Annotated in this window: 9 protein-coding genes; 2 read left to right on the top strand and 7 right to left on the bottom strand. The window is 47.1% G+C overall.

Features of this window, described 5'->3' with window-relative positions:
- Positions 1-10 precede the first annotated feature (10 nt).
- Together AC0YOA_RS08105 and AC0YOA_RS08100 are read left to right on the top strand one after the other, a co-directional pair.
- The gene (locus AC0YOA_RS08105; RefSeq protein WP_475786171.1) at positions 11-904 is read left to right on the top strand and encodes a carbohydrate ABC transporter permease; all 894 of its coding nucleotides are present in this window, start codon (positions 11-13) and stop codon (positions 902-904) included.
- 47 nt (positions 905-951) lie between these two features.
- Complete coding sequence (locus AC0YOA_RS08100; protein ID WP_475786170.1) at positions 952-2,586, top strand: extracellular solute-binding protein; 1,635 nt, start codon at positions 952-954, stop codon at positions 2,584-2,586.
- Positions 2,587-2,701: 115 nt separating this feature from the next.
- On the opposite strand, the gene AC0YOA_RS08095 is transcribed toward AC0YOA_RS08100, so the two are convergent.
- The 7 genes from AC0YOA_RS08095 to dgoD form a co-directional block, all read right to left on the bottom strand.
- The gene (locus AC0YOA_RS08095; protein WP_475786169.1) at positions 2,702-3,568 is read right to left on the bottom strand and encodes a carbohydrate ABC transporter permease; all 867 of its coding nucleotides are present in this window, start codon (positions 3,566-3,568) and stop codon (positions 2,702-2,704) included.
- Between the two features lie 16 nt (positions 3,569-3,584).
- Positions 3,585-4,469, bottom strand: coding sequence for a carbohydrate ABC transporter permease (locus AC0YOA_RS08090; RefSeq protein WP_475786168.1), 885 nt, complete (start codon positions 4,467-4,469; stop codon positions 3,585-3,587).
- A gap of 23 nt (positions 4,470-4,492) precedes the next feature.
- Entirely contained in the window at positions 4,493-5,815 is a 1,323-nt protein-coding gene (locus tag AC0YOA_RS08085) for an ABC transporter substrate-binding protein (protein WP_475786167.1), read from the bottom strand.
- 158 nt (positions 5,816-5,973) lie between these two features.
- Complete coding sequence (locus AC0YOA_RS08080; RefSeq protein WP_475786166.1) at positions 5,974-7,176, bottom strand: response regulator transcription factor; 1,203 nt, start codon at positions 7,174-7,176, stop codon at positions 5,974-5,976.
- Positions 7,134-8,843 (bottom strand): sensor histidine kinase, encoded by a 1,710-nt coding sequence (locus AC0YOA_RS08075; RefSeq protein ID WP_475786165.1) that lies wholly within the window; start codon positions 8,841-8,843, stop codon positions 7,134-7,136. Before AC0YOA_RS08075 ends, AC0YOA_RS08080 begins: the two co-directional genes overlap by 43 nt.
- A gap of 133 nt (positions 8,844-8,976) precedes the next feature.
- Complete coding sequence (locus tag AC0YOA_RS08070; RefSeq protein ID WP_475786164.1) at positions 8,977-11,991, bottom strand: glycoside hydrolase family 2 TIM barrel-domain containing protein; 3,015 nt, start codon at positions 11,989-11,991, stop codon at positions 8,977-8,979.
- A gap of 131 nt (positions 11,992-12,122) precedes the next feature.
- Positions 12,123-13,274: a galactonate dehydratase gene (gene dgoD, locus AC0YOA_RS08065; protein ID WP_475786163.1), complete on the bottom strand. Its 1,152-nt coding sequence runs from the start codon at positions 13,272-13,274 to the stop codon at positions 12,123-12,125.
- Positions 13,275-13,281: the final 7 nt, after the last annotated feature.

Below are 13,281 nucleotides of genomic sequence, written 5' to 3'. Positions count from 1 at the left end.
GGGTAAAGCTATGAAACTGTCATTAGGCGACAAAACATTCGTCGGAATCAATTATTTATTGCTGACACTGCTTGGCTTTTCCTCCTTTTATCCATTCTGGAACGCTGCCGTTATTTCATTCAACTCCGGTACAGATACCATGCTCGGCGGCATTACGTTCTGGCCCCGGGTGTTCTCCCTGCAAAATTACGAGGTCGTATTCAAGGACGAACGGCTGGTCAATGGCTTTATCATTTCCGTGCTCCGCACGGCGGTCGGAACGGCCTTGTCGATTTCCGCCACCGCCATATTCGCCTACGGCATGACCAAAAAGCAGCTGATAGGACGCAAATATTACATGATTATGTGTATTGTAACGATGTACTTCAGCGGTGGCCTGATTCCGAGCTATTTGCTCATCCGTGAGCTGGAATTAATGAACACCTTCTGGGTCATGGTCATCCCGGGCATTATCAGCGTCTGGAACATGATTATTTTCCGTACATTTTTTGCGGGCATTCCAAGCGGTCTGGAGGAATCGGCGCAAATTGACGGCTCCTCCAACTGGGGCATTCTGTTTCGCATCATCTTCCCCTTATCCGGCCCGGTCATTGCGACATTATCGCTGTTCACAGCCGTGTATCACTGGAATGACTGGTTTACGCCAGGCTTGTATATATCGAATGTGGATCTTCTCCCTATTCAAACGAAGCTTCAGCAAATTCTGAACTCCAATATTATGGCGGAGCAGATGGCCCAGATGGATTCAGCGGCGCAGGGCCGGTTAAACTCGATGAAGGCTGTAACGACCAAATCCTTGTCGATGGCTACAATGATGGTCGCGACCGTACCGATTCTATGCGTCTATCCTTTAGTGCAGAAATACTTTGTGAAGGGTGTTCTTATCGGCTCTTTGAAAGAATAAGCGAGGTTAACGATTATTGCCAGTAATCAAGGGGAGGGAGTTTGGAGATGCAAAAAATCAAAAGAACGTATCAAGCCGCCTTGTCAGTCGTACTCGCTGCCGCAATGGTTATAACGGGATGCTCCGGCAGCAACGAGCCGTCCCCGGGGACAAACGAAGGGGATCCCCCTGCAGAAACTTCCTTTGTGTTAGGCGAAACGCCGCTCGATTTTTCCTTCTATGGGCATTATGACTGGTATACGATGCCGAATTGGGGCGAGGATTCCGCTACCAAGTGGATCCAGGACAACAAAAAAATCAACATTACCCCGATCAGCTCGGGCGGCAACGCCCAGCAAAAGTTCAATACGATGATCGTTTCGGGCGAGCTGCCCGACGTCATCTGGATGGAACGCGATGCCGATGTCGAGAAGCTTCGTTCCGAGGGTATGCTCGTGCCGTTCGATGAGTACCTGGAGAAATACCCCAATTTGAAAAAATGGGCCGGAGAAGATGCGATTGACATGCTGCGGTCCCCAGACGGCAAGCTTTATCAATTCCCGAACTGGTATACGACGCAGCCTAACGGCAATGCAGGCTATTTGGTAAACAAGAAAATTTATGAGGAGCTGGGTTCCCCCAGCCTGGAAACGACCGATGAGCTGTTTGATTACCTGAAGCTGGTTAAGGAGAAGTATCCGGATGTCGTACCGCTTGAAGTCGGGCAGAGCGCTTCGGGTATCGACATTCTGGTATCGGCCTTCGCGGAAAACCGCCCACCTACTTTCAACGCTATGATGGCGGTACCGTCCGGCGATAAGCTGACTTCCCTCTTCACCGATCCGGTCTACCGGGAATTCATCCAATTTGCCAGCAGGCTGTACCGGGAAGGGCTGATTTCACAGGATTCCTTCACGCAAAAGCTGGAGCAGGTCGAGCAAAAGGTGTTGACCGGCAAAATCGCAGTGTTCATCGCATCCAGTCCAACCGAATTCGGATCCATAGGCAACACGCTCCTGAAGGAGCAGGACCCTGACGCCGGTTACATAATGGTTTGGCCGGTGCATAAGGAGGGTCTTGACCGCAACAAAATTTTCCCTGGCGACTACACACAGCTGGGCTGGAACGTCAGCGTCATAACAAAAGCGGCCAAAGATCCGGAGGCCATCTTCGCATTCCTCGACTGGTTTACCGGCCCTGAAGGCCAGCGCATCATTATGTGGGGACCTGAAGGCTTATACTGGGAAGGCACGGATGAGAATGAATATCCTCTTTTCAATGATGCGTTTGTAACGAAAGCGGCTGACCGCGAGAAATTAATGTCTGCTATTGTGAACTTTCAATGGAACGGCAATACCGTATATGTCGATAAATCCAAAATGAAATTCGAGTCCACCCTTCCGCCTGAAAAGCGCAGCTGGGATACGTACTGGCAGTCAGAAATAACGTGGAAAACCCAGTTTAATACAACGGAATTTGTAAACCTGACTCCGGCGGGCGATACGGAAGAGGGCATTGCCCAGCAAAGCGTATTCGACATTTATGAAAAAGCAAGAGCGAGTGCCATCATGAATGCGAAAACCGACGAGGAAGTTACCGCCGTCCTGGATCAGGCCGAGGCCGATGCGCAGCAAGCGGGCTACGGGAAGCTTCTGGAGTATAAGACGGAAAAATGGCAGGATAACAAGAGCAAGCTTGAATAAGTAATCTCCATGGTGCAAAAGTCGCACCTTTGTGCGACTTTTGCAAAGCGAATGGGGTCCAGCTCGTTCAACTTATTTAGTCCAAAGTATTCTTGATCTCCACGCTCCGCTTTAACTAGCCCTTTACCGCTCCCTCAATCATTCCTGCAATCAATTGCTTCTGAAAGATCAAGACAATGATCAACAGGGGAAGCACGCTTATGACCGAACCGGCCATGATGAGATGGTATGGCGTATTATTGCTATCTTCCAGTGCTTTGAGCGCAACAGATAATGTCATATGCTCTTGAGATCTCAAGATAACGGAAGGCCACAGGAAGTTGTTCCACTGCTTGACGAACAGGATAATGCCTAATCCCGCAAAGCCCGATTTTAAATTCGGCAATACAATTCGACGGAAAAGCTTGAATTCACTGCAGCCGTCAATACGTGCCGCTTCCAGCATTTCATCCGGAAGCGATGTACAATATTGACGCATGAAAAATATACCAAAGGCATTTGCCAGGTCGGGTAAAATTACTCCCCAGATGTTATCTATTAAATGCAAGCCTTTATATATTGAGAATAACGGGACCATCGTAGCCTCGTGAGGAATCATAAGAGAGGCAAGTACGAATATGAACAAAATCTTCTTACCTTTGAAATGATACTTCGCAAAGGCAAAACCACCCAAACCGCAGAACAGTAATGCAATCAGCGTCGAAGTCGAAGACAGCAAGAAGCTGTTCCATGTGATGATGCCGAATTTCCGATTTACAAATAGCTCCGTGAAATTCTCCCAGTGTAGTGTTAATGGAATCCAGATCGGCGGATTCACAAATATTTCACTGATGTCCTTAAGTGAAGAACTGAACAGCCAGAACAGCGGAAATAGTGTTGCCAGTGAAATTAAGGTCATCAGTATGAAGGCCAGCGTCGATGTCCAGCCCCGCTTCGTACTGGATGCGGCAGCTGCTCGACGCAGTGTCACCGTTTTTTCCATGAATTTTCCCCCATTCCTAATCTTTATCATCGAATACGCGCATCTGAATTAATGAAATCGCCATCATCAGAATAAAAAAGCAGACGGCAATCGAAGATGCGTATCCGAAATTAAAGTTTTGGAAACTCTCATTATACAGCATTAGAATTGGGGTCAATGTCGAATTAAGCGGCCCGCCCTGAGTCAGGATAAACGGCTCTGTAAACAGCGAGAACGTTCCAATCGTAGAGAGCACGGTACAGAACAGGAGCATTTTTTTGACCAATGGAATCGTGATAAGAAAAAAACTCTTCAATTTGGTTGATCCATCCACATAAGCCGCTTCATACAAATCCTTAGATATGCTCTGCAGCCCCGTCATAAGCAGGAGCATATTGTAGCCAATCCACCGGTACAACACCATCATCGCTACGGAAATGCGGGCCCACCAGGGGGATTCCAGCCAAGGTATCGGACTATCGATCAGCCCCATATTGTCAAGTACAGTGTTGATCAAACCATCCTGGGTATTAAACAGCAAGACGAACACGAATGATACAGCCACTACCGATACAAAGTTGGGCACAAACAGAGCCATCCGAAAAAAGCCTTTTCCAACCATCCAATTGGAATTCAGAATGGAAGCAAAGATAAGTCCAAGAAACAGCATTATCGGCACGTACATCAAGAAGATAATCGAGCTGTTCCAGAGGGATAACCAAAAGTTCTTATCCCCGAACAGCTCAATATAATTATCAAATCCGATCATCGTCTTCTCGCCAGAACCATTCCAGTCCGTAAAGCTGATATAGAACGAATACAGAATGGGATACAAGGAGAAGATGAAAAACAATATGAAATAGGGTGATATGTATATATAGGGAGCAAACAATAGCTGCTTGTTCCATTTGGAAGTCTTCATATCGTCCCCTCCTGACATGTTAATTAATTTCTCTTCGTCTTGCTGCGAAGCTCATCCGCCATTTCTTTCAGCGCCTGCTCAGAGCTAACATTATTGAGAAATACTTTAGCCCATACATCAGTCATCAGCTTGTTTGCCATTGGAAAATCGGACGTATATGCGAGCGGATACGTATTTGCGAGAGATTGGGCGTACACTTTACGAATCGCTTGATTATTGAAGTAGGCTGACGTTTCTTCCATCGATGCATCATCATCCACCAACAGAGCCGGAAACAGGCCTGCACCCGTCATCATTTTCACTTGCGATTCTTCATTGCCAAGCATGAATTCAATGAAATCCCAAGCCTCTTCGGGATGCTTGGAGTTTTTGTTGATTGCCAGATTCGCTCCACCCTGGTTAGCACCCGTATAGGTGTCATCCTTCGACCATTTCGGCATCATCGTTACGGACCATTTCCCCTTGTCAGACGGAGAATACTGATTCTCGATTATCGCATCATGCCATGAGCCCCCAACAACCGTAGCGATCTTCCCATCACGAATACCGTTACCCCATTGATCGGTGTTCGCACGAGCATCGAAAACAAGCCCATCTTTCTGCATCTTGATCAGGAAGTCTGCCGATTCCTTCACTTCCGGAGAATCCACGGCTACCTTCCCCTGGTCATCGAAGTACCACAAGCCACGCTGCCACAGCATCGATTCAAACATCCGGCTGCTGGAATTTGTCTTGGAATCCCCATACATGAAAGCTCCTGTTTTCTCTTTGACCAGCTTGGCAGCCTCATAATAGTCATCCCAGGTCTGAATCTTCTTGGCGACCTCTTCGGGATCGGTAGGAAGACCAGCTTGGGCAAACAGATCATTACGATAGAACATCACGACCGGACCGCTATCCCAGGGCATTGCGTATATTTTTCCATCCCGAGTGGCATCTTCCCATTTATAAGCACTCATCTTATCCTTGTAAGGCTCCACCCGCGAGGTAATGTCCAGCAAGGAATCGATTTGTACGATTTGAGATAGATTGGTGGACTCCACAGCTACAATATCCGGTACCTCATCTTCCGTACTTGAAGTAATTAAATATTTGGAGTACAAGTCGGTAGACTTCATGGTTTGAAACTCAATCTCGATATTCGGATACTTGGCTTTGAAAGCTTCCATATTCAGATCCAATCCGTCTTTTGCCGTTTCCCAAATCCATACAACCAGCTTGACCTTCTCATCGCTTGTTCCCGGATCATTCGATGCAGCCTGCTTGGTGGAGCTGGAGCAAGCGCTGGCCAGTAAAGAAATCATGAGACAAGCAATGAGTACATACAGCGTACTTTTTCTTTTCATAAGTCGTAACCCCCTAGTCATTTCTTCATTCTTATCATAAATATTTTGTAAGGGATTTCATACCGACAGACGTTTGATATTAGTGTGATCTTTTCCGATAAATAAAAAAAAAGCCCGGAGAACCCAGGCCATTATCGTCTATTTGTTTGAATGAATCGTCATTTTGTTAGTGTCCGGTATTGCCCTGGCGTAAGCTCGGCACGCTTCTTAAACCATTTCGAGAAATATTTAACATCGTTAATACCTATCTTCTCCGCCACTTCCTCTGTCCGAATGGTGGTAGCCGTCAGCAGTTCCTTGGCTTTCTCCAGCTTGCGCTCTGAAATAAAGGATATAATACTGCACCCAGTAGCTTCCTTGAATATCGTGCTGAAATAACTCCGGCTAACTCCGATATATGTCGCCACATCCGCAGCTCGAAGGTCTGAATCCAGATGCTGGTCAATATAGTCGATAGCTTCAATAATATCTTCCTTATGCGCCGTACTTAACAGCTTGTTATGACACTCCACTCCCCATAACCGATACAACTTGCTTACGGCAGCGAACCAGTCCTCCACGCTTGTAACGGGACCTGCCTGCCGCCACTCGATCGTATTGTCCTGAAATTTCATCTCTACCAGTTTGGATTGTACGATGCCCAGTAATTGTTGATCACACACAATGAGGTGCGAATAGGCGTCTATTTCTAACGGCTTCAATTGATCATGGTAAGCCATAGACAGGTCCTTCCATTGTTTCTGATAGGATCGATTAACGGTTTCTTTCTCCTTGGGGATGTATAAGTGAAAGATATAAGCCCCGGACAGCATCCAATTCCACTGCAGCCGAAGATGCTGCATAAGATGCTCTTTTGCCGCATGACCGCGATGATGAAGCCATGTACCCAGAGCTTCTGCAGACTGATCCTGTTGATTCTTCACCACAGACAGAGAGGTTTGCTGCTTCGCGGTCATCTTCTCAATCTCTATGCGTACACGGTTCAGGGAGTTATCAATATGCTCATCGTCCATATCCGTCTTAACAATGTAATCGCTCACCCCAATTTGAATCCCATGCCTGGCATACGCAAAATCCCGGTGACAGCTCAGAAACAGAATGGCAGTCTCTGGCGCTTCTTCTTTTATCTTCTGGGCCAGCTCTATTCCATCCATCTCCGGCATGACAATATCGGTAATCACCAGCTGGGGACGATACTTCAAAAATTTCTGCCAGCCGAGGCTCCCATTTGGCGCATCGTCTACAACGGTCATCCGATGCTTCTCCCAATCAATGGTCATGCGCAGGCCTTTACGCACGAGTTGTTCATCGTCTACAATTAATACTTTGAGTGGGGATTGAGCTCTCTCGTTATTGGCCATGCCAACGTCACCTTCGTTCCTATATTTCTGTTTGATTCCAACGTTAGGCCGTATGCATCACCGAAATGAAGTTTAAACCGTTCATCCACATTTCTTAGACCCAACCCGCCCTGCTTACCCGGAATCTTCATCCCGGAACTTATGAATTCCATATGCTCCAGCTTGACCCCGACCCCATCATCCTCAAGCTCCATATATAATTCACAATTGACAGTGAAAATTCTCATGTTAATGCGACCAAGACCATCCCGAAATCCATGGAAAAATATATTTTCAAGTAATGGCTGAAACACCATCCGGGGAACCAGACAATCGTCAAGCCCCGGTTGTATGTCAAACACGCAGGTGAAAACATCTTCGTACCGGAACCGCTGAATCTCTATGAAATGGCGGGCGATCTCCAGTTCCTTGTGAAGAGGGACAAGCGTCTGTTTGAAGTTAAAGCTTCCGTCCAGAACCACGATTAAATGCTGCAGCATTTTAAGGATTTCCGGCTGATGGGCTAACTTTGCTTTCCACTGTATAGAATTCAATGTATTGAATAAGAGATGCGGATTGATCTGGTAATGCAGCGCCCTGAGCTCTGCGTCGCTTTTCAGCTTCTCCGTCCGGCTAATCTCGTGAACCAGGCCTTGTATCTGGCCGGTCATCCTGTTGAAGGTTTCACTTAGATAACCAAGCTCATCCGATGACATCACCGGTGTGCGTATCAACAGATCTCCATCACCAAATCTACGCATCGATTGGGCCAGCTTCATAATCGGCCTTGTAAATCGGAACGAGAAGAAGCCTGCCATTATAACCCCCACGATGACAGCCAATACAGCAATAAATAGCGAGTATCGCAAAATAACTGTGGAGGATTCGTAGAAAGTGGCATAAGGAATTCTCGCTTCCACAATCCAGTCTTCCGTATCCAAGGAGCGGGACCAGACAATATCATCATCCTGATTCACATAATCGGAGGACGTCTGCAGCAGAATCTCCCCCGACGCATCCATAATCAGCAAATGGGACTGCATATCCTTTTCAAAAGCTCTGATCAAGCTCAGTATCGTATCCGCTTTCATATCAATCAATATCCGGCTCCCGCTGGGAAATCCAAGACCATTCTTAAGCGGCACGATCAGGCTGATCGCATAATCATCATTAGGCGGCGAATAGTAATCCGGAATATGGATCACGACATGTCTATTATTGTAAGCGGATACATACGACCAAAAGGACGAGCTTGCCAGGTTATCCATACTCACTGAGCTATTTCCGATGACTCTTCCCGAAGGAGTAATAACCGCCACTTTGAAAATGTTGGTACTTTCAATAGAGGACAGATAGTTTTGAAAATCTCTTTCTTCAACGTATTGTGCATAGGTTGTTGGAGGCTTGTCACCAATGAATATGGATGAGGCAATCATATAAGCTAAGATATTGCCTGTAATCTGATCCATCTGCTTGATATTGGAATCAAAATGCAGCTTTAGCTGCTCCACTGCATACATGCCATAGCTGCCAAACTGTGAATTAACGACTTTGGACGATTTATGATAAGAAAAATAGCCAAGCGTGCCCAACGGCAGTACAGCAACAATGAAAAAGATGAGCAGAAGCTTAGTTCGGACATTTCCAGCCATCCTGATCCAAGACAATCTTCCCTTAAAGCCGCTCATAATCAATACCCTCTTCTAGCTAGTCATTTTATATGCTGAATATTGAACCATCACAGTATATCAAAAAACACCTTTAATTTGAACAAATGGTGTCCCTAAAGTTTTCGCTTCGGGGACACCTTCTATCTCGTGCTTATTCATCTTCCTTAAATACAGGCATAATACTAATCTCAAATGTAAACTGCTTCTCGTCCAGCCGGTAGACTTCCAGAAGCTCCGGACCGCAGGAGTTGGAGCCTGCACCGCTCATTTTATAGTCCAGGTGAACGATGGTCTCGTCACGGCGGACGAGTTCATAGGCATGCATCGCATGGGTCAGATCCTCCGGAGTATAGTGGGAAGCATTAAATGAGAATGGTTTAGCTCCCGAGAACTTCAACCCCATCCCCTGCTCATTGGATACGGTCACCCAGTCGGTGCCATTATGGGATCCGTTCTCTTGCGGCATAATGTATGGCGTAAACAAATCGTCAACTGACGTTAAATATTTCCCTTTTCGCGTGCTTTGCTGTTTATCGATATAGCTCTCATGAGGACCATTTCCGAAATACTCCACTTCCTCGGTTCCTGCCGGCATCGTCAGCTGCACTCCGAATCGGGGAAAGAATAAGAGATCCTCCCGAACTTGAGCTTCAACCTTCATCTTGATCTCGCCATTGCCGGTCACACGCCAGTATGCTAATCCGTTCAGCACAGGCGGTTTAGTGTGGCCGCCCAAAGAGAAGTTAACTTTAATATCTACAGATGACGCCCCCTGATCTGTCACACTTGCCTCGTATGTATGCATATGTGCGCGATCATAGCCTTCTTCCAGCCACTTTGCCTTAATCTTACGGTCATTATCAATTGGAGCTCTCCAAATGTTGAAGCTCAGCGGCTTCTTGATCATATCTACGCCATGCCTGGACACGGAGATGAAGGTCCCGTTGTATAAATCAAACACATGACGGAAATCAAAGCCTTCGATGATCAATTGCTGATCGGCTTCCATCAGCTTGATTGGCGGATAATTAACCGCAGATGCCGGCAGCGCCAGCCTTTCAACAGGCAGCTCAAACTGTTCAAAAGTCACTTCATGACCCGCACTCGCCCAGACCGTATCCTGCTTCAACCGACAGGACAAGGTCAGCAGATAGGTTTCATTGGATGCCTCTGGCCATGAATAGTCCAGCTTCACTGCCTTCGAGGTATGCGGAGCGATCAGCTCCAGCTCCAGCTGGCCTTGCTCGGCGAGTTCTCCATCTTTCTCCGTCTTCCAATACAGAGTCAAGTGAGAAAGATCAATAAAATCATATAAGTTCGTTACCTGGACGCAGCCTTCCTCCAGGTTCCCCGCTTCCAGTCGAATCGGGGCTATCACCTTCTTCAATTCGAGAAGACCGGTGTGAGGGATTCGATCGGGTGAGACAAGCCCATCAATACAAAAATTGCCGTCATTGGGCTGATCTCCAAAATTACCGCCATAGGCGAAATAACGCGTTCCATCATTATTGGTTGTCAAAATACCGTGATCGGACCATTCCCATACACAACCGCCCATCAGCTTTGGATATTTATAGATGACATCCCAATAATCCTTTAAATCGCCGGGACCATTTCCCATAGCATGGCTGTATTCACACATGAACATCGGCTTCGTACTGTTCTCATCCTTGGCGTAGGCCTCAATATAAGCCGGGGAGGAATACATTCGGCTCTCCATATCCAGCACAGCCGTATCGGGACTTCCCAAATGTCTCGGGTCGGAGCCTTCATAATGAACAGGTCTGGAATTGTCTCTTGCCTTCGTCCATTTAGCCATCGACATATGATTGGCGCCGTACCCGGATTCATTACCCATGGACCAGATCACGACAGAAGGATGGTTTTTATCACGCTCTATCATACGCTCTGCCCGTTCGACAAATACATGTTCCCATTCCGGCAAACGCGTCAGCATATTGAAATTGCCTACTGCATGAAACACCCCGTGACACTCCAAATCCGCTTCATCTATCACATAGAAGCCATATTCATTGCAGAGCTGCAGAAAGCGTGAATCATTCGGGTAATGTGACGCTCTTATCGTATTAATATTGTGGGATTTCATCAGCTTCAAGTCTCGAATCATATGATTGACCGGTATCGTTTGTCCCAGCTGCGGGTGAGAATCATGACGATTTACTCCCTTTAGCTTCACAGCCATGCCATTAATCTTGAATACCCCGTCAATAATCTCCACCCGTCTGAAGCCGATTGCAAAATGAAGCACTTCGTCTGCAGCATAAATATATAATTGATACAAATATGGGGTTTCGGCAGACCACAGCTTAGGCTTGTCTATCTGGAGTTCGATGCTCCCCTTGCCATCTACGGTAACCGCTCCCGATGCCTGGACATGGCCTTCTCTGTCAATAAGCTTCACTTGAGCCTCCAGCGCACCAATCGTATCCAGCTCACAGGTTATTGTTCCAACTTGATAATCGCTTGCCAATTCCATACGATTGAACAGGTCCCGAACATGGGTCTGATTGCGTGCCAGCAAATAGACATCCCGAAAAATCCCTGAGAATCTCCACAAATCCTGATCCTCGATGTAAGAGCCGTCACACCATTTCAAGACCATCACAGCAATCTTGTTAGTTCCAGCTTGCACATAGGGTGAAATATCAAACTCCGCAGGCATGCGGCTACCCTGACTATACCCCACCCATTTTCCGTTGATCCAGAGGTAAAAACAGGAATTCACACCTTCGAACACGATATACTTTTGTTTGCCATCCCAATCGCTTGACAGATTAAAATCCCTCACGTATAAACCTGCCGGGTTAGCATTCGGAACATACGGCGGATCACAAGGAAACGGATAGTTCACGTTCGTATAGTGAAGCTGGTCATACCCTTTGACCTGCCAGCATGAAGGGACAATCAGGTCATCCCAACTGCTGACATCTGCATCCATCTGATAGAATCCATTCTCTACATGTTGAACCGACTCATGATATTTAAATTTCCAGCTGCCATTAAGTGTTCGGTAAAATGGAGACTTTCCCCGCTTTTGTCTCAAAGCGGATTCCGCATCCCCGTAAGGTATATAATAAGCTCTTGCCGCTTCTCTGCTCTTCTGCAGCACGCTCAAATCTTCCCAATACTTCGGTACATTAATCATGCCTTTTCTCCTCATAACATCGAATTAGGTTAGGTATACGCACCATCCATTGTAATCGATAGTAAAGGGCTCTCATACCGACACTTGTTTGATTGCAGTGTCATTTTGTTTGAAGTGATGGTCTTTTCATCCTACCACTCAGCGACCGACCCGTCCTTATGTCTCCATATCGGATTTCTCCACCTGTGCGGAGATTCCGACGCCATCTTGCGGACATACTCCTCATTAACTGTAATACCGAGACCCGGACCCTGCGGAATCTTCACAAAACCATCCTCATAGGAGAATACGCCGGGGTCCGTTACATAATCCAGCAGATCATTTCCCTGGTTGTAATGTATCCCGAGGCTCTGTTCCTGAATGATTGCATTATGAGCGGTTGCGTCAACCTGCAGACAGGCAGCAAGTGCAATCGGGCCCAGTGGACAATGAGGGGCTACTGCAACATCGTAAGCTTCCGCCATCGCGAAGATTTTCTTGCACTCTGTAATTCCGCCTGCATGCGATAAATCCGGTTGAATGATATCCACGTAACCGTCTTCCAGCAATGATTTGAAGTCCCAGCGCGAGAACATTCTCTCTCCCGTCGCAATCGGCGTACTTGTATGACTGGCAATATCCCGGAGTGCCTCGTTATTCTCCGGAAGCACAGGTTCTTCGATAAACATCAGCCTGTAAGGCTCGAGTGACTGGGCAAGCACCTTTGCCATGGGTTTATGAATACGGCCGTGAAAGTCTACGCCGATGCCAAAGTCCGGACCGGTGGCAGCGCGGATCGCTGCTACCCGTTCCACGACCTGATCCACCTTGTGATAGCTATCGATATACTGCATCTCTTCCGTAGCATTCATCTTGATTGCTGTAAAGCCTGCATGCTTTTTGTCCAACGCCGCTTGTCCAACATCACTCGGTCGATCCCCGCCGATCCAGGAATAGACACGCATCGAATCCCGGCATGCCCCGCCAAGCAGCTGATATATTGGAGCATTGTAATATTTCCCCTTGATATCCCACAACGCCTGGTCAATTCCGGCGATCGCGCTCATCAGTATGGGACCGCCGCGGTAGAAGCTGCCGCGGTACATGACTTGCCAATGATCCTCAATGCGAAGCGGATCTTTCCCGATCAGATGATCCATGAGTTCATCTACAGCCGCTTGCACCGTATGAGCCTTGCCTTCGATTACGGGCTCTCCCCATCCAACTATTCCTTCATCCGTTTCAATTTTCAAGAACAGCCACCGGGGCGGTACGATAAAAGTCTCAAACTTTGTAATTTTCAAATTTAAC

It is taken from the genome of Paenibacillus sp. JT22N12, from assembly GCF_056269365.1.
The sequence above is the reverse complement of the archived record's forward strand: the minus strand, read 5'-3'. Positions and strand labels throughout refer to the sequence as shown.